The sequence below is a fragment of the Pseudoalteromonas sp. ECSMB14103 genome, assembly GCF_000813065.1.
Taxonomy (GTDB): Bacteria; Pseudomonadota; Gammaproteobacteria; order Enterobacterales; family Alteromonadaceae; genus Pseudoalteromonas; species Pseudoalteromonas marina.
Window position 1 is genome coordinate 518161 of sequence record NZ_JWGY01000001.1, and the last position, 18840, is coordinate 537000.

The 18840-nt window shown below is 40.3% G+C and carries 12 protein-coding genes; 7 read left to right on the forward strand and 5 right to left on the reverse strand.

From position 1 onward, the window contains the following. Positions 1–45: 45 nt before the first annotated feature. Positions 46–2628 carry a DNA mismatch repair protein MutS gene (mutS, locus tag RF53_RS02365; protein WP_039036520.1) on the reverse strand — a complete coding sequence of 861 codons (2583 nt, stop codon included), beginning with the start codon at positions 2626–2628 and terminating at the stop codon, positions 46–48. Positions 2629–2649: 21 nt separating this feature from the next. Between mutS and RF53_RS02370 the strand changes: the two genes are divergently transcribed. Further along, positions 2650–3141, forward strand: a complete 492-nt coding sequence (locus RF53_RS02370; RefSeq protein WP_039036521.1) for a CinA family protein — start codon at positions 2650–2652, stop codon at positions 3139–3141. Positions 3142–3206: 65 nt separating this feature from the next. Then, a complete protein-coding gene (gene recA, locus RF53_RS02375) occupies positions 3207–4250 on the forward strand; it encodes a recombinase RecA (protein WP_039036522.1) in 1044 nt (347 codons plus the stop codon). Positions 4251–4519: 269 nt separating this feature from the next. Here recA and RF53_RS02380 read toward each other — a convergent pair whose 3' ends face one another. Together RF53_RS02380 and RF53_RS02385 are read right to left on the reverse strand one after the other, a co-directional pair. Continuing rightward, positions 4520–6643, reverse strand: a complete 2124-nt coding sequence (locus RF53_RS02380; protein WP_039036523.1) for a TonB-dependent siderophore receptor — start codon at positions 6641–6643, stop codon at positions 4520–4522. A 235-nt stretch (positions 6644–6878) separates the two neighbouring features. After that, positions 6879–8048: a DcaP family trimeric outer membrane transporter gene (locus RF53_RS02385; RefSeq protein WP_006791968.1), complete on the reverse strand. Its 1170-nt coding sequence runs from the start codon at positions 8046–8048 to the stop codon at positions 6879–6881. A gap of 437 nt (positions 8049–8485) precedes the next feature. On the opposite strand from RF53_RS02385, the gene acs reads away from it, so the two are divergent. From acs to RF53_RS02400, 3 genes are all read left to right on the forward strand, one after another. Beyond that, a complete protein-coding gene (acs, locus tag RF53_RS02390; protein ID WP_006791969.1) occupies positions 8486–10426 on the forward strand; it encodes an acetate--CoA ligase in 1941 nt (646 codons plus the stop codon). 95 nt (positions 10427–10521) lie between these two features. Then, positions 10522–11175, forward strand: a complete 654-nt coding sequence (locus tag RF53_RS02395; RefSeq protein WP_039036524.1) for a response regulator transcription factor — start codon at positions 10522–10524, stop codon at positions 11173–11175. Between the two features lie 370 nt (positions 11176–11545). Next, complete coding sequence (locus RF53_RS02400) at positions 11546–13135, forward strand: AbgT family transporter (protein ID WP_039036525.1); 1590 nt, start codon at positions 11546–11548, stop codon at positions 13133–13135. A gap of 89 nt (positions 13136–13224) precedes the next feature. Here RF53_RS02400 and purU read toward each other — a convergent pair whose 3' ends face one another. Both purU and RF53_RS02410 read right to left on the reverse strand, forming a co-directional pair. Then, positions 13225–14055 carry a formyltetrahydrofolate deformylase gene (gene purU, locus RF53_RS02405; RefSeq protein WP_010555843.1) on the reverse strand — a complete coding sequence of 277 codons (831 nt, stop codon included), beginning with the start codon at positions 14053–14055 and terminating at the stop codon, positions 13225–13227. A gap of 197 nt (positions 14056–14252) precedes the next feature. After that, complete coding sequence (locus tag RF53_RS02410) at positions 14253–16139, reverse strand: hypothetical protein (RefSeq protein ID WP_039036526.1); 1887 nt, start codon at positions 16137–16139, stop codon at positions 14253–14255. A gap of 189 nt (positions 16140–16328) precedes the next feature. Here RF53_RS02410 and RF53_RS02415 point away from each other — a divergent pair, with 189 nt between their 5' ends. Both RF53_RS02415 and RF53_RS02420 read left to right on the forward strand, forming a co-directional pair. Continuing rightward, a complete protein-coding gene (locus tag RF53_RS02415; RefSeq protein WP_039036527.1) occupies positions 16329–17306 on the forward strand; it encodes a DNA topoisomerase IB in 978 nt (325 codons plus the stop codon). Between the two features lie 172 nt (positions 17307–17478). Beyond that, positions 17479–18840, forward strand: a complete 1362-nt coding sequence (locus RF53_RS02420; RefSeq protein ID WP_052242854.1) for a L,D-transpeptidase family protein — start codon at positions 17479–17481, stop codon at positions 18838–18840.

The window sequence follows — 18840 nt, forward strand, 5'->3', positions numbered from 1 at the left end:
GCTTGAATAAAAAATGCCGAAGAAATTATTCTTCGGCATTTTTTGTTAAAGCAACGCTTTTAATTTATAGAGCAATTCGTGTGCTTGACGAGGCGATAAGTTATCTGGGTCAATTGCACTTAATTGTTCTTCCACTAATGAAGGTTCAATAACAGTGCCATTATTAAATGAAAATGCGTGTTGCTCAGCATTAGGTGCAGTAACACTTTGGTGATTTTCAAGTAACTTAAGCTTTTGTTTAGCTTGTGAAATTACCGCTTTAGGCACACCTGCCAGCGCGGCTACTTGTAAACCAAAGCTTTTGCTTGCCGCACCGTCTAGCACAGTATGCATAAATGCAATGGTGTCGTTATGCTCTATTGCATCAAGGTGAACGTTTACAAGGCCCTGCGTTTGCTCTGCAAGCTCAGTTAATTCAAAGTAGTGAGTTGCAAACAGGGTTTTAGCGGATATTTTTGATGCTAAATGATTCGCTGTGGCATATGCAAGCGAAAGCCCGTCATAGGTACTTGTACCACGCCCAATTTCATCCATTAATACCAACGACTGCGCTGTCGCATTATTTAAAATAGTGGCGGTTTCGGTCATTTCAACCATAAAGGTTGAGCGGCCAGAGGCTAAATCATCACTTGCACCAATACGCGTAAATATACGATCAATATTGCCTATTTTTGCGCTATCGGCAGGGACATAACAGCCAATGTGCGCCATTAATACAATAAGCGCTGTTTGGCGCATATAGGTTGATTTACCACCCATATTTGGGCCTGTAATAATTAACATTTTGCGCTGACTATTAAGCTCTACAGGGTTTGCAATAAATGGGTCTTTCATTACCTGTTCAACAACAGGGTGACGGCCTTGTTGAATGCTAATGTTGTCGTTGTCGCAAAGCTCTGGTTTAGCATAATTAAGTGCAAAGGCACGCTCTGCTAAGTTATTTAATACATCTAAGTCAGCAAGCGCTGCAGCCATTATTTGCAGCTGCTCAATGTGTGGGGCGATAAATTCAAACAACTCTTCGTATAGTTGTTTTTCAAGCGCGAGTGCTTTTGATTGGCTACCAAGTACTTTGTCTTCATGCTCTTTAAGCTCTGGAATAATATAGCGTTCATTATTTTTAAGCGTTTGACGGCGAATATAATCAGCAGGTACTAAATGTGAATTAGCGCGGCTCACTTCTATAAAAAAGCCGTGCACTCGGTTATAGCCAATTTTTAACGTACTAATCCCAGTACGTTCACGCTCGCGTTGTTCAAGCTGCTCGAGTACATCAGTTGCCCCTTTACTTAGGTTACGCCATTCATCAAGTTCACTGTTATAACTCGGCGCAATTACGCCCCCATCACGAATAAGTACTGGCGGGTTATCAATAACAGCTCGCTCTAGCAATGCTTGTAGCTCAGGTAATTCAGGCGAGTGTTTGATAATACTTGTAATGCGTGGGTCGCTCGCATCACTTAATAAATTATGCAGGGGGGCAAGTGCTTGTAGTGCACTGCGTAAGCGTGTTAAATCCCTTGGGCGTGCAGTACATAATGCTAAACGGGCTATTACACGTTCTATATCACCAATCTCTTTTAGAGACTCGTGCAATTCGCCACATAGTTGTGCGTCTAAAATTGCGCTAATAGCATTTAGACGAGAATTCAACTCGTCTTTATTTCGAACAGGTGTATGAATGCGGCGTTTTAATAAGCGTGAGCCCATTGCAGTGGCTGTTTTATCAAGTACTTGTGCAAGCGTGTTTTCAAATCCGCCCGACAGATTAACCGTTAGTTCTAAATTTTTACGGGTTGCGGCATCTAATATAACAGCGTGTTCGTTGTGCTCAAGCGTAATGGCGCGAATATGAGGTAAAGCAATGCGCTGTGTATCTTTCACGTATTGCATTAAACAGCCGGCAGCTACGAGCGCTGAGTGAGCTTTTTCTACACCAAATCCAACTAAATCCTTTGTTCCAAATTGATCGCATAATAAGTGCTGAGCCGTATCTAAGTCGAACTCCCATTCAGGGCGACGACGAGCGCCTTTAATATGTTCGATTAGATGGGTGTTTTCAAAATTTTCGCTATAAAGCAATTCTGCTGGCGATAAACGTTGTAGCGTTGAGCTTAACGCTTCGTCAGTATTGACTTCAACAACGTTAAAACGCCCAGAATTTATATCAAGATACGCAACACCGTATTGGCCTTTTTTATTTTGCCAAACAGCGGCCAGTAAGTTGTCTTGTCGTTCTTGAAGAAGCGCCTCATCTGAAATAGTGCCCGGTGTAACAATGCGCACTACTTTTCGCTCAACAGGGCCTTTACTGGTTGCGGGGTCGCCAACTTGTTCACAAATAGCAACTGATTCGCCCATTTGTACCAAACGCGCTAGGTAGTTTTCTACGGCATGATAAGGCACACCTGCCATAGGAATAGGGTCGCCACCGGCTTTGCCGCGCTGAGTTTGCGAAATATCGAGCAATTGAGCTGCACGTTTTGCGTCGTCAAAGAAAAGCTCATAAAAATCACCCATACGATAAAACAATAAAATATCGCGATGCTCTGATTTTATTTTTAGATACTGCTGCATCATAGGGGTTTGTTGTTTTATAGTGTGTGGTGCAAAAAGATCAAACGACATGTATTTACCCAAAGGCTGAATATGGACTTACATCAAGAGATTAAAACACTTGCTGCGAAATTAGGTGTTATTTTAACGGATAAATGCTTATGGATCACTACTGCTGAATCATGCACAGGTGGTGGAGTGAGTTATGCACTAACAGAAACACCTGGCAGCTCGCGCTATTTAGGGCGTGCATTTGTTACTTATAGCAATGAGGCAAAGCACGAACTACTCAATGTAGCGACGAGTACGTTAGAGCAGTATGGTGCTGTGAGCGAGCAAACCGTAAAAGAAATGGCGTTGGGGGCAAAAAATCTTGCCAATGTTGACGTTGCTATTGCTATATCGGGGATAGCAGGGCCGGGTGGAGCAACACAAGATAAGCCAGTGGGTTTTGTATGGTTCTGCCTACAAATTGCAGATAAACAATTTACATTTAAGCAAATATTTAGTGGTGATAGAGCCCAAGTTAGAATGCAGGCTATTGAATTTGCTTTGAAAAATACAATTGAAAAGATAAATTTATAAATTTCGCTTGATACTGTGGTTTCATACAGTATACTTGTTCGCATTAGCCGGATTTGGAGAACAAAATGAACGATAACAAACAAAAAGCGTTAGACGCTGCACTATCACAAATTGAGCGTCAATTTGGTAAAGGTTCAATCATGAAGCTGGGCGACAATAAAGCCCTGAACATTGATGCAGTATCTACAGGTTCATTAGGGATCGACATTGCTTTAGGCATAGGCGGTTTACCAATGGGTCGTATTGTTGAAGTATATGGTCCTGAATCTTCAGGTAAAACAACACTGACTTTGCAAGTTATCGCACAAGCTCAAAAAGAAGGTAAAACATGTGCCTTTGTTGATGCTGAGCATGCTCTAGATCCTGTATACGCTCAAAAGCTAGGTGTTAACATTGATGAGCTGTTAGTTTCTCAACCAGATACGGGTGAGCAAGCGTTAGAAATTTGTGACATGTTAGTACGTTCAAGTGCTGTAGATGTTGTGATTGTCGATTCAGTTGCAGCCCTAACACCTAAAGCTGAAATTGAAGGCGACATGGGCGACTCGCACATGGGCTTACAAGCACGTTTAATGTCGCAAGCATTACGTAAGCTTACGGGTAATATTAAACGTTCAAATACATTATGTATTTTCATTAACCAAATTCGTATGAAAATTGGTGTAATGTTTGGTAACCCAGAAACAACAACCGGTGGTAACGCGCTTAAGTTTTACGCATCAGTTCGTATTGATATTCGTCGTATTGGTTCGGTGAAAGAAGGTGATGAAGTTGTTGGTAACGAAACGCGCGTTAAAATCGTTAAAAACAAAGTAGCGCCTCCGTTTAAACAAGCCGAATTTATCATCATGTATGGTGAAGGTATTTCTAAGCAAGGCGAGCTAATTGATTTAGGTGTTAAGCACAAAATTGTTGAAAAAGCAGGTGCTTGGTACAGCTACAATGGTAACAAGGTAGGCCAAGGTAAAAACAATTCAATTAAATTCTTAAAAGAAAACGTAGAAATTGCAAACGAGATTGAAGGCAAACTACGCGATATGTTATTGCTTAAAGCAACAATTGAACCAGAAGATGGTGAAGATGTACTTGGTGCTGACGCTGACCTTTAAGGTTTAAAACGTTCTTCAAGCTTGATTTGACCCGAGCTTTACAAAAACGCTAGCCAGTAATGGTTAGCGTTTTTTTGTGTGAAAGCATTTATTAAGTCGTTACTAATTCACCTAACTAAACGTGCTGTTTTTAGGTTATAAAGCCTTAATAGTATTGGGTTTACTGTATTAACACTATGGCGGTTTTGTAACTACAGTTTTAAAAATGAAAAACGACACAGACACTGTGTCGTTTAAATTGTGTGATTAAAATATACTTATAATTAACTTTACAGTTGCCAGTTAACAGATAAGGCATAGTTACGCGGCGCGCCATAGTAACCTTGCGCCCAAAATAAGCTATGCAAATACTTTTCGTCGGTGGTGTTATTTACGTTAAAAGTAACACCTACGTTTTGAGTAATCTTGTAGTTGGCCATCAAATCAAGAATACCATAAGCACCTTGGTTTGTTGTTACAAGTGCTGTACCCGTTGCGTCAAAGACTTGTACACGGCTCACCGAATCTTGCCAGCGATAGTTTGCACCAAATGTTAAGCCTTCAAAAAACGGTACCTGATAAGTAGCGGCAAGTTTTAATTGATTTTCTGGTGTGTAGTCTTTTACTAAATCGTCACCTTTAATGCTTAGATTACTAAAGCTTACGCTAGTGCTTAAACTCTCAGTAAGTTTACCGCTTAGTTCTACCTCAAAACCGTCACTACTAATGCCATCAGCAGCATAGTAGCGCGTATCACTCGGTAATGAATCAGGTAGTGCAACTGCAAGGCCTTCCTGTTTAGCATCAAAATACGCCAACGTTAAAAACACTTGGTCTTCTAAAAGCTGTGCTTTTAAACCTATTTCGCTACTTTTGCCAGTAATGGGGGCAAGTTGCTCAGCGTTTATATCCAGCTCTTTTTGTGGCACGAATGTTTCGGTATAGCTTGCGTAGGCTGAGAGTGAATCTGTAAAGTCGTAAACCGCACCAATATAAGGAATAACTTCACTATCATCTCGTGTTTGTACTACCCCATATGCAGTGCCTTTTGTTTCCCAGTCGGTGTAACGAACACCTGCAAGCACACTTAGTGGGTCACTTAGTTTTATGCGAGTAGATATATAAGCAGATTGCTGCTTGTTTTCAATATCACTGCCGTTTAAACCATCTGCAAGTGTTGCTTCTGGCGCTACGCCATTCCATGTATCAAGCGATGGCATGGCAGGAAAGCCATTACCCGTTGTGTAATCGTAGAGTGACTGCTCGTTATAATCCATGTTTGCTTGGCTTACACCAAATGATAGGTCGTGCTCTTGACCAAATAAATCAAACTTACCACTAGCGTATAAATCAAACAGGTCGTGTTTATCCTCGTAATCATAACGGCTTGCGTAACCAGTAAGACCTAGGCCTGTTTCTCTATCGGGTGTGCCATAAACATAAAAAAGCTCTGAATCTTGCTCGTTTTCAATATGTGCATAACGGGCGGTTGCTACCCAAGTTGCTGATAAGTTTTGCTCAAGCGTTACATAAACCTGTTCAGCACTGTTGTCCCAGTATGACCAATCTGATGCAGTACTAGTAGATGCATCGTAATCAGTGGCTGAGCCATCAGTGTAGTAAAGGGGTAATGCTCCCCAAAGAGGGCTATCAGCATCTTTTTGTTGATTAACGTAGTTAAGACTTAGCGTTGTATCATCTGTTAATTTACCTCCATAGGCTAAGTAACCTATTGTTTTGTCAGTTTCGTAACGGTCCAAGTAAGATTCTGCTTTATGCTTAGTAAATACCGCGCGTACAGCATGCTCATCGTTTATTGGAGTCGAAACATCAACCTCTAGTCGTTTGTTATTCCATGAGCCATAAGATACCGATGCATGTGCTTGTGTTATGTAGGTCGGTTTTTTAAGTACCATGTTCACTGTTGCAGAAGGGTTTCCTGCACCGGTCATTAAACCGTTAGCCCCACGAACAATTTCAACACGGTCGTAAATAGAGGTATCTAGTGAGCCTTGAATTGACCCCGAACTTTGTGGAATACCCAAGCCATCTACTTGAAAGTTTGTGATTTCAAATCCACGGGCTTTAAAGTAAGTCCGATCTGTTTCAATTTGCTCCACCGTTACACCGGGTGTGCTTTCAAGAACGGAGTTAATATCATCTAACGAAAAATCGTCCATTAATGCGCGCGAAACAACCGAAATACTTTGCGGGGTTTCTTTTATTGAAAGGCCTAATTTAGTTGCAGACTGCGCATCTTCGGTAATGTAGTTTTTATGATGCTGGCCATATACGGCTATTTTCTCTAATGACTCGTTGTTAGTTTTTAACTCCTGCGCAAACGTATTTCCAGATAAAATTAAAGAAGTAACAATGCTTAGTTTAGACAAACGCAAAATAGTAGGGGACGACATATCGGTTCCAGTTCGTTAAAAAATTGGAACTTATGCTAATCTAAATGATATTGATTTGCAATTGCATTGTTGTGGTTTGTTTATCTTTTAACTAATTTGGGCCAGCTTAATTAATACCCTTAGGTTTATTTTAAAATTATGTAGGGTTTAATTAAGAGGTTTATTAACCAAATTTAAAGTTATACGCATAAAAAAAAGCGGCCTAAGCCGCTTAATTTATGGAGTAGACTTTAAACTAAAAAGCGTATTTAACAGAGAATTGTAAGCGGTCTAAATCACCATCAATACCGCTCTGAGTTTCTCTCTCAGCATGTTTTAACTCTGCACCAAATGTTAGGCGTTTAACCGGAGAGTATAAAATATTTGCGCTATAGCTTTGCGTTGATTCAGTAGGATCACCTGAAATGCTCAACAAATCAGTGTTGTTGTCAGCTGAAAAGAATGAGTAAAGGAATGTTGAACGCCATTGGCTGCTCCATTTATGCTGATAAGCAACAAAGCCAGACGTTGAGTCGATTGCATCTAACTCATCACCATTGAGTACGGCACCATGAGCAACATTTAAACCTACATATCGGCCTAAACCTTTACCTTGTGTCAGCATAAATTTAATGTTGTCGTCGCCTACTTTAAACATACCCGATGCACTTACGCCAAATGACGTTTCATCAGCATCAATACCGCCCACTTTATACGTTAATTGGCGAGCAAGTGCGGTTACAACAAGGTTACCCCAGTCTGCTTTGTGTGTGTATCGTGCGGTAAAATCAGGAAGCGACGCATCATCAGTTGCAACGCGTGCTCCGCCTGTTGTTGTGATTGTGCTTTCAGGGTTTTCTAATGAGAAAGACCACGCACCTGTTGTGTATTTAATTTGAGCTTGGCGAACAAACACTGTGCCTTCAGCAGGGCCTACAAAGTCTAACGTTTCAGGAAGAGCGCCTACGTTTTGAAAGTTTGACCATGTTTGGCCAAATAACCATCCGTCGTAGGTTATAAAAGCGTGGCGGATGCGTGGAGCGAAAGAGTTTGATACGCGTTCATTACCACCTGCGGCTGAGGCAAGAAAATCAATTTCAATCTTGCTGTTAATTTTTTTACCGTTATCTAGCAAGGTCGACGTACCAAAATTAAAACGCGATTGACGCGCATGCATATCAAACACTGCGTCTGAGCTGTCATCATCACCTACAGTTAAAGTACTCGGTACATAAAAGTCACGACCAACACTTGTACCAGCAGAGGCACCCGCTGAATAATCACTCCACATCGTGTCGAGTTTAATATATCCGCCGTAAGTGAACTCTGTGTCACCAATCTTTGCAGCTGTAGCCGCATAAGTAGTGCTTGATAGTGCACATAAAACAGCGCTTGCTGCGAGTGTTTTTAATGGAGTTATTTTCATACTGGTATCCCTTGTTTAGGCTACTTGTTGTTTATAATTTTTTACTCGTTTTTGCCAATACTTGCTACAGGTATAAATTACGAATAAAAATAAATAGTGTAAGTGTGTTCAGTGTTAATAAATATTTTTTTAATTTTTAAACAATGCATGCAATAGTTTTTAGATTTGCTTAATTGTTCAACACAAATACTTTAGATATGTGCAGTGTTTACTCAATTATCTATTGGTCTATAAGACTAAGGTTTAACAGTGAAGTAATCTTTTGCTACTTTTATTTAACATCATGTATTGTTTAGGTAAAAATATTTAAGCTTATTAATTATATAGTACAAATTAGTAATATGGAGGCGAGTACAACTAAGGTCTAATACTTAATAAAGCACTGCTGAGTAATCCTTGTTAAGAGCCTAAGGCAAGTAATTTAAACGGAGACTAAGATGTCACAAAGTATCTATCCTGTTCCTAATCATATAAAAGACACAACACTCGTTGATAAAAATAAATATAATTCGATGTACCAGCAGTCAATTAATGACCCCGAAAGCTTCTGGCGAGAGCATGGGCAACGCCTCGATTGGTCTACTCCTTATACTAAAGTTAAAAACACCTCTTTTGATAAAGGGCACATCAGTATCAAATGGTATGAAGATGGATTCTTAAATGCCTCTTATAATTGTATTGATCGTCATTTAAAAACCAAAGCCGATAAAATTGCACTTATTTGGGAAGGTGATGACCCGTCACAAAGCGAAAACATTACGTATCAGCAATTACACGACGAAGTGGCCAAATTTGCTAATGGTTTAAAAAAGCTAGGTGTGCAAAAAGGTGACCGAGTTGCTATTTACATGCCAATGACCCCGCAGGCTATTTACGCTATGCAGGCGTGTGCTCGCATTGGTGCAATTCACTCAGTTGTATTTGGTGGCTTTTCACCTTCGGCAATCGCTGACCGTATTAAAGACTCTGGTGCTAAAGTGGTCATTACATCAGATGAAGGCCGACGTGCAGGTAACTGCGTGCCATTAAAAGCGAATGTTGATGAAGCCGTATTACAAGATTCTGTAACCACTATTGAGCACGTGATTGTACATCAGTTAACAGGTGGTGAAGTTGATTGGCACGATCACGATATTTGGTGGCACGACTTAGTCGCTGACTTACCAGCACAGTGTGAACCAGAGCCAATGAACGCAGAAGATCCGCTATTTATTTTGTATACATCAGGTTCAACAGGCCAACCTAAAGGGGTTGTACACACAACTGGCGGTTACTTAGTTTATGCGTCAATGACTCACGAGTACGTATTTGATTTACAAGATGATGATGTGTATTGGTGTAGTGCCGATGTAGGTTGGATCACTGGGCACAGTTATATTGCATACGGACCGCTGGTGAATGGGTGTACACAAGTTGTATTTGAAGGCGTACCTACATACCCAAGCGCAGGAAGAATGGGTGAGGTGGTTGATAAGCATGGTGTCACTATTTTATATACTGCGCCTACAGCGATTCGAGCATTAATGGCCAAAGGTGATGAGCCTACCGCAACTTCACATCGCGATAGTTTACGTATTTTGGGTTCCGTAGGTGAGCCAATTAACCCAGAGGCATGGAACTGGTACTACGAAAGTATAGGTAAATCTAATTGTCCAATTGTGGATACCTGGTGGCAAACAGAAACAGGTGGCATTATGATCACGCCACTACCTGGTGCTACAGACACGAAGCCGGGTTCTGCAACCCATCCATTTTTTGGTATTGCTCCGGCACTTTATGATGCAGAGGGAAATACACTAGAGGGCGCGGTTGACGGTAATTTAGTTATTTTAGATAGCTGGCCATCACAAGCGCGTACCGTTTATGGCGACCATGAGCGTTTTGAACAAACTTACTTTAGTGCATACCCTGGCGTTTACTTTACCGGTGATGGTTGTCGTCGTGATGAAGATAGCTATTACTGGATAACAGGGCGTGTTGATGATGTACTCAATGTATCGGGGCACCGTTTAGGCACTGCTGAAATAGAAAGCGCATTAGTTGCCCATGAAGCTGTGGCAGAGGCTGCAGTAGTAGGTTACCCGCATAATATTAAAGGCCAAGGCATTTATGTTTATATTACGCCTAACGAAGGGGTCACGGTGAGTGATGAGCTTACAACAGCGGTTCGTAATTGGGTTCGTAAAGAGCTCAGCCCAATAGCTTCTCCAGATATGATTCAATGGTCTCCGGGTTTACCTAAAACACGCTCAGGTAAAATAATGCGTCGAATTTTGCGCAAAATTGCTGCCAATGAGCACGAGCAATTGGGTGATACGTCAACCCTTGCTGATCCGTCGGTAGTGGATGAACTTATCGATAATCGATTAAATCGATAAATACGCGTTAAAAGCTTGATTACAAGTTAATTCTAAACGTAGTATATCGGCTGTTACTTAGTAATAAGTATCAGCCGAATTTTTAGGAGTGAACCATGAGTCAGTTTTTAATAGCGGACGATCATCCGTTATTTCGTGAAGCACTAAAGGGCGCACTGAGCGTAAAATTTGAAGGGCTAGAAGTATTCGAGTCGTCAGATTTTGATAGCACATTGCAAGTGCTAAGCGAGCAAGAAGATCTTGATATATTACTGCTAGACCTTCATATGCCAGGTAATGGTGATTTGTATGGTCTTATTCGTATCCGAGAAGAGTACCCAAGTTTACCGATTGCTGTGGTTTCAGGCAGTGAAGATGTTAATATTGTCTCTAAAGTCATGGGTTATGGTGCTATGGGGTTCATTCCCAAATCATCGTCATCGGACGATATTGCCAATGCAATTAACCAAATACTTGAAGGTGATACATGGCTGCCAAAAGAGCTTAAAAACAAAGTAGCCGAAATTGAAGGTGAAGACAGAGAAATTGCAGCGCAAGTCGCTTCTCTTACACCTCAGCAATACCGCGTTTTACAATATTTGCATGAAGGATTACTCAATAAGCAAATTGCTTATGAGTTGCATATTTCAGAAGCAACAGTAAAAGCACACATTACCGCGATTTTTAGAAAGCTCGGTGTCTATAACCGCACGCAAGCCGTACTGATCGCTGCTAAATTACAACTAGAGCCTATTGAGCCAGCTCAATAATAGTTTAAGGGCTTTGAAGCGATTTATTACCGTTATATTTTACCCGCTATTTTTAATTGGCATTTTAGCGCATGGGCATATTGACGGCTATGATCTGAAACGCATTTAATTTAGGGCAGGCGTAGGTTAACCCCTTTAGGCAGCGTCTGCTTAGCACTTATGCTTTTTTATCTTTCACTTATGAAAAACACGCTTAATACCTATCCCTTTTGCTTTGTCTAACATTAAACGGCGTAATTAATTACAAAAGGTCAACATATTCCTGCTTTTGTGTTATTTAGCTTTACTCACAAACCATTCACCTTTTATACATGATCTAAATTACAAATAATGCTAGGTTACGGCAATTTTATAACTTTAAGAGCAGGGTATGACAGACTCCACACACACACCTAGCAACAACCCAAATAAGGGGTTGTTTAATCGGTTTTTAGCCACCGTCGAATTTTTAGGCAATATGCTGCCTCATCCAATTACACTATTTGCAATATTTGCTGTGGCAATTGTTGTGTTTAGCGGTATTGCAGATTGGTTTGGATTAAGTGCGATAGACCCTCGCCCGGTAGGTGCGCCAGGGCGCGACGCTGATGGCGTTATTGAAGTCGTAAGCTTATTAAGCGCTGAAGGTTTACAGCGCATTATGGCTGGGCTTGTCACAAACTTTACGGGGTTTGCACCCTTAGGTACCGTGTTGGTTGCACTACTTGGTGTAAGCGTTGCTGAGCACTCGGGTTTGCTCTCTGCAGCCATGCGAGGCATGGTAATGGGCGCTTCTAAACGTTTAGTTACGTTTATGGTGGTGTTTGCCGCTATTATGTCTAATACCGCCTCAGAGCTAGGTTATGTGGTTTTAATTCCACTCGCAGCGATGATTTTTCACAGTTTAGGACGTCACCCTTTAGCTGGCCTTGCCGCTGCATTTGCAGGCGTGTCGGGTGGCTATAGTGCTAACTTATTATTAGGAACTATTGACCCACTTCTTGCTGGTATTACAACTCCTGCGGCTCAAATGATCGATCCAACCTATGTTGTTGGCGCAGAGGCAAACTGGTATTTTATGATGATATCGGTGCTATTAATTTCAGTACTAGGTACTTTGGTGACTGAAAAAATAGTTGAGCCACGTTTAGGTAAATATAACCCAGACGAAGCCGGTATTGATCTGTCTCAAAACAGCATAGACACCCTTACTCAACAAGAAAAATCGGGTCTAAAATGGGCTGGCGTTTCTTTATTAGTAGTTTCTTTATTACTTGCTTGGACCATCGTTCCTGACGATGGCATTTTACGAAACCCTGCAACCGGTGAAGTTGCGGGTTCTCCTTTTTTAAAAGGGATTGTGGTTATTATATTTGTGACATTTAGTATTCCTGGTTTTGTGTATGGCCGTGTTGTTGGCACTATGAAAAACGATAAAGATGTTATTAATGCCATGAGTAAAAGCATGAGCTCAATGGGGTTATATATTGTGCTAGTCTTTTTTGCGGCGCAATTTGTCGCATTTTTCAAGTGGACTAATTTAGGCACCATTTTAGCTATAAACGGTGCGGCGCTTTTGCAAGCTTTAAACCTGACAGGCCCTGAAGTATTTGTTCTGTTTATTTTAATGTGTGCGTTAGTAAACCTAAGCTTAGGCTCATCGTCAGCACAATGGGCTATTACAGCGCCTATTTTTGTTCCTATGCTTATGTTAATAGGCTACGCGCCAGAAACAATTCAAGCCGCTTACCGTATTGGTGATTCGGTAACAAACTTGATAACCCCGATGATGAGTTATTTTGGTTTAATACTTGCCGTGGCTGTTAAGTATAAAAAAGACATGGGTATAGGTACGCTGGTTGCTACCATGCTGCCATACAGTATTGTATTTTTTATTGGCTGGGTTATTTTGTTTTATGTTTGGGTATTTTTACTGGGTATGCCTGTAGGGCCTGAGTCTCCTACGTATTACACACCGTAATTACTTATTTTACGCGAACAATAAAAAAGCCAGCTTAGCTGGCTTTTTTATTAAAATGAACGTGGTATAACCACAAAGGTTAACGCGTCCTAGCTAAATACAACGGTTTTATTGCCATTTATAAATAGCTTGTGCTCTGAAGCGAGTTGCAACGCTTTACAAAAAACCGTTTTTTCAACGTCTTTACCCATTTTTGCCATCATTTCAGCTGTGTTAGCGTGAGTCACACTTGTCACGTCTTGTAAAATAATTGGGCCTTCATCTAATTCATTATTTACAAAGTGAGCCGTTGCACCAATAATTTTTACGCCGCGCTCAAATGCCTGATGATACGGTTTTGCACCAATAAATGCGGGTAAAAAAGAGTGATGAATATTAATAATTTTACCGTCAAATCGGCCTACAAATTCAGGGCTTAAAATACGCATATATTTGGCTAAACCAATAATATCTGGGTTATAACTAGCAATTAAGTCACCTACTTGTTGGTCATGTTCACTTCGGCTTAGCCCAACATGCGATACCACATGAAATGGCACACCAAACCCTTTCGCAAGTGGTTCTAAATCAGGGTAGTTAGCAATAACAGCTAGCACTTCAATATTAAGTGTTTGCTCAAACTGTTTTAATAGCATACCACCTAAGCAGTGTGCTTCTTTGGTGGCAAGCAGCACCACTTTAGTTTTTGCATCGTCGTGCAATGCAAGTTTGGCGCCTTCAGGTAATAAAGCGCGTAGCTGCTCTAAAAAGTCACTTTGTGGTTGCCCCGTCAGCTCAGTGCGCATAAAGAAACGTTTGGCGTCTTTGTCTACAAATTCGTTATTACGAGTAATGTTCAAGTTATTTTGATGACAAAGCCCGGTGATTTTAGCAATTAAGCCCACATCGTCGGCACATTGGGTGGTTAGTATGTAACTCATTTTCCTCATTCTTACCCTGTGATTAATGTTTCATTATTTGTGTTTTAACACATAAAGCAAGGGCTTTGTGGGCTAATCAAATATTAATCATGTTATTGCACGCTTTTAGTTTAATTTAGACGTTACATAGCGGTGGGGCATATTTAGGTAAATAAAAAATGCCACCCAATTATACAGGTGGCATTTATCTGAAAATTCTAGTTTTTAGGCTCAGACGCCAAGTCGTCTTCTTGACGTAAAAAGCCAGCGGCTTCTTCATCGTCTTTAGTTAGAGTAGGTTGCATAGGCATTGCGCGAGTTTGTTGATTCAACTGATGTAGTTGAGATGCATTACCTAAATCGCGTTCACTCGTAATAGAGGCTATGGATTCGCGGTCTTTCAAAAAGGCGATTACATCTTTTTTGATTGCTTGTAATTGACCTTCATCTTTGTGCATTTCCATAATATGGCGAGGATGCTCAAGGTTTTTCATACCTGTTGCGGCAAAGGTTGTCGAAACGACACGTGAAACAATCACCCAAGGTGTTATGCTGCTGCGCACTAAGGTGTTTTCTGAACGAGTGCTATCGTGAATACCTGTACCTGTTGATATTTTTGACTCAGTAAATGTGCCTTCGCATTTAAAATATACCAGTAAAGATTCAAATTGCATTTCGGCAAAAAACAAGTGTGCACTGTTGCTTAGCAGCTGGGCAAAGGCTTTAATTAATACACCAATCAGTAATAAGTGAACACTTGCCATTAGCAGTTCACTAAACTCAATAATATTTTGATTATTAAACGCTTGCTCAATGCTATTTATATTTGCTGCATCAATATAGTGGTAAATATTAATAAACGAGTAGGCAAGCAATACGGTAAAAGTAAGCGCTACAATATAAAGCAAGTTACCGCTAATTAACGCAATTAAACGCGAAAGACTAAAATGCTTACCTAAATCCATTGTGTGCAGTTTAGGTTGAATTTCTTGAATCATTTCACCTTTAAAGCCGCCTTTACCTTCAATTTGCTCTTGTAATTTAGGATCTAGCTCACGGTAAACCCTATTAGGTACTTCTTTGTAACGACGGTTTGCCATCACTAAATTATCAAGGTTTATAAAAATTTCATCGGGATGAACAGACTCTTGCCAGTTCTCTCTCAGTTCTGATACCTCGGCAGTGGGGGTCACAATATTTAAACGAGCTTTAATCATTACAAACACAAGGGCGCAACTTAGTGTAGCGAGTATAATAATGGCTGTTAAATACAGCCCAGCATTAAGGCTAGGTAATTGTTCTAGCCAGTTGTCTATTTGTTGTTTACTAATGCGTTGCTCTTGCATTAGCCACGACATAGAAAGCCCTATAGCAATGGGTAATATAAACGATAAGGAAATGATTTTAGCAAGCGCACCCGTACCCAAGGCTTCAATGTTTTTTTCGGCATTTCGTGAAATGGGTTTACCAGACGAACGCCAAGAAAACAGCACGTAAAACATTAAAATTGCGCTATATATCGGAAAAGCAAGTTCTCCCGCTTCGCCTGTAAAGCCTGACAGTGATACAAATGCAACCAACGCATAAGCAATAAGTGCAACCAGCGTGCTAACCCATGAGCCAAATAAACGTTGGGCAACATTACGTATTGGATAGGGTAGAAATAATAGTTTTGGTATTAAGCTGTGTAGTAAGCGAGATAAAAAGCCGTTTGGTTCTTTGAACGTACTGTTTTTGCGCCCAACAAGCATTTCCTCTAATGTTTGTGCTGTGTAGGCTACTTCGTTTTTTTCTTCTTGTGCAGTTGAGGTTTGCGATTTACTAAAGTTAAACGCCAGCGATGTAGGGTGATTTCTACCTACAAAGTACTTAAGTGTGGCATATATACCGCCAGATAAGGTACGAATACCTAGCGCGAGTATTAACATGCCAAATATCATCAAAATCCAACCTGCGGTAGCATCGTCTTTTACAGAGCTAGATGCGGTAACTAACAGGCTAACACCGACAACAGCCTCAACCAGCCCTCTTACAGCCTTTACTTTACCTTCTAGTTTAAAAGGGTTTTTTAGTCCAAGATCGATTGATCCGTAATCAAAAGCCATTAAATGCTCCTTATAAATAGCACATCCAAAAAAGGGAATATCAGCAGAGTTACAATAACGTATGCACTTTAAACATTATTGCTTAATTTTTGATTGTATATCAATAATAGTGTTCAGTTTAAGGTTATTTGAATATGTTAGTTTAAATGTTTTATAGGTTGTCATTGATCAAAACGGAGTGCAGTGATTATGAAGTTAATTTATGTGGATGATAATTTACCTGGTATCACTCGAAAGCTTAAAAAAAAGCAATGGCAGTATTTCGATCCTATTGGCAAAGTAATAAAAGATGAAGCGGTTATTGAGCGTTTGAATGGCTTAGCATTTCCGCCTGCGTATAAAAGCGCATGGTTTTGCCCCGAAGAAAACGGACATATTTTAGCGACAGGATTTGACAGTAAAGGGAGAAAACAATACCGATACCACCCAGAGTTTAGAGCCCAGCAAGAAGCCAAAAAATACCAAGCCTGTGGTGTATTTGGCCATAAACTTCCTTTATTGAGAGCTCGCTTGGAGTCAGACTTACAAGGCAGTGAGTTAAATGTAGAACGTACATTAGCAGCGGTTGTTAGGCTTATGGACTTAGGGGCACTTAGAGTCGGTAACGAGCGAAACGTAAAACAAAACAAAAGCTTTGGCGCTACAACCTTACGCACCCGACACGCAAAGCTGACTGGGAAAAATATTCAGTTAAAATACCGAGCTAAATCTGGAAAAGAGCGTGAGGTCAGCATTACTGACAGAGTACTAAGCCATGTAATTAAAGACTTACAAGATTTACCTGGGCAACATCTATTTCAGTATATAAGTGAAGGTGAGCACACTAACGTAACATCGAGCGAAATAAACCAATATATACAGCACATAATGGGGGAGGAGTTTAGTGCAAAACATTTTAGAACCTGGCGAGCAAGCGTTATTGCTTTTAAGCAGCTAGCTAAAGCCAAAGGCGCACTTACCTTAAAAAGCATGCTCGATTGTGTATCTCAGCAATTAGGTAATACCCCAGCAATAGCACGCAAATCTTATGTTCACCCTGATTTAATTACACTGTGTAAAGAAGATGAAGCAGCTCAAAATGCGTGGCGTGAGTCACTTACGTTACCTCGCAAGACTAAGTATTTAAGCAGATACGAACGTGGTTTTTTAGCGTTTTTAAGCGATTAATCGACATAGCAACTTTACACACTTGAGTATATTTATTACACAAGTAGTTTGTATTGTAACTTAAATGAAATGATTTTATTTTAATAAACCTAACCTTTTCAGTGCCTTAGTGTTGAGTTTGTTTTTGGCACTGACGTTGCACCTCTCGTTGATAATTAAACGGCAAGTACACATGCATTTATCAACACTATTTAGCGAGGGGCGCACCGTGAAGGGATTATTTACAAAAAAAGGTTTTACCAAAACAAACAAAGCTACTTTGAAAGGGGCTTTGTTTGTGAGCTTAGCAAGCATGTTTGCTTCACCTTTACTCGCGAATGATGATCTTGATGGTGTTTTACTTGCCAGCTCATCACTGACCACCTACAGCTCGCAGCGCTACACGCAAACTAAAGATAGCTATTACTTTGATCAATACTCAGCCCAATTAATAAAGCGTACTGAAAAAGCGATTAATTGGTACCAAGAAATAGTGAATCGCGGTGGGTTTATTTCTTTACCCGCCAGCGAGTTGCTTGAACTAGGTAGTAACAGTAAAGCGGTAAGTTTACTCGCTATGCGTTTATTTCAAGAACAAGATTTACTCACTAACGTATGCACTAAAGCGCCGTGCATTTTTGATAAACATATTGAGCGCGCTGTAAAGCAGTTTCAACATCGCCATGGCTTAAACGTTGATGGACGAGTTGGCAAAAACACGTTTGCTAAACTTAATATTTCAGCTGAGCAAAAACTCAATAAGTTAAAGTTAAACTTTTATCGCATTACCAACTTTGCCGGTTCGAGCGATGAACAGTACGTGTATGTAAATATTCCTGAGTATCAGTTGCGTTATGTGAAAGTAGGTGATGTAAAACTTCAAAACAACGTGATTGTTGGTAAACCTAGCTGGGAAACACCGGCATTTAGTGACGAAATAGAAAAATTTGTTGTTAACCCTGAGTGGCGCATACCTATTTCAATTGCTACTAGGGAAATAGCCCCTAAAGTAGCAGAAGATCCTGATTACCTTGTTAAAAACAATATTGAAATCAGAAAAAACAGCTACATAGACTCACAAACAGTTAACCCAAATAATATTGATTGGGATTCAATTAAGCCTTATCAATTTGACCATTTTTTAGTGAAGCGTGCGGGTGAAAAAAATCCCCTTGGTGAAGTAAAATATTTGTTCCCTAACCCTGAGGCTATATATGTACATGATACACCTGCAAAGCAGCGATTTAGCCAAACAAGACGTGCGTTATCGCATGGCTGCATAAGAATTGAAGACCCTTTTTCACTTGCTCAAGAAATAATTAAACACCAAGGTGAAAAGCATGCATTGGCACAAGTTAACGATGCACGAAATGAAAACAGCACACAAACATTTTATTTGGACGAGCCATTACCCATTCATTTAGTTTATTGGACTGCGTGGGTGGATGAAAACAAGCTCGTTAATTTTAGAGATGATATTTACAAACGCGATCAAAAAGCACTCCTAAAAAATGATAACCAGTCGGTTATTGCAGCATTATTAGAAAGTAAATAA

Excerpts from the sequence above, each read along its gene's own strand:
- RF53_RS02380 (WP_039036523.1), bottom strand. The coding sequence starts at position 6,643 with ATGTCGTCCCCTACTATTTTGCGTTTGTCTAAACTAAGCATTGTTACT.
- purU (WP_010555843.1), bottom strand. The coding sequence starts at position 14,055 with ATGAGTTACATACTAACCACCCAATGTGCCGACGATGTGGGCTTAATT.
- RF53_RS02410 (WP_039036526.1), bottom strand. The coding sequence starts at position 16,139 with ATGGCTTTTGATTACGGATCAATCGATCTTGGACTAAAAAACCCTTTT.
- recA (WP_039036522.1), top strand. The coding sequence starts at position 3,207 with ATGAACGATAACAAACAAAAAGCGTTAGACGCTGCACTATCACAAATT.
- RF53_RS02400 (WP_039036525.1), top strand. The coding sequence starts at position 11,546 with ATGACAGACTCCACACACACACCTAGCAACAACCCAAATAAGGGGTTG.
- RF53_RS02385 (WP_006791968.1), bottom strand. The coding sequence starts at position 8,048 with ATGAAAATAACTCCATTAAAAACACTCGCAGCAAGCGCTGTTTTATGT.
- mutS (WP_039036520.1), bottom strand. The coding sequence starts at position 2,628 with ATGTCGTTTGATCTTTTTGCACCACACACTATAAAACAACAAACCCCT.
- acs (WP_006791969.1), top strand. The coding sequence starts at position 8,486 with ATGTCACAAAGTATCTATCCTGTTCCTAATCATATAAAAGACACAACA.
- RF53_RS02415 (WP_039036527.1), top strand. The coding sequence starts at position 16,329 with ATGAAGTTAATTTATGTGGATGATAATTTACCTGGTATCACTCGAAAG.
- RF53_RS02420 (WP_052242854.1), top strand. The coding sequence starts at position 17,479 with ATGCATTTATCAACACTATTTAGCGAGGGGCGCACCGTGAAGGGATTA.
- RF53_RS02395 (WP_039036524.1), top strand. The coding sequence starts at position 10,522 with ATGAGTCAGTTTTTAATAGCGGACGATCATCCGTTATTTCGTGAAGCA.
- RF53_RS02370 (WP_039036521.1), top strand. The coding sequence starts at position 2,650 with ATGGACTTACATCAAGAGATTAAAACACTTGCTGCGAAATTAGGTGTT.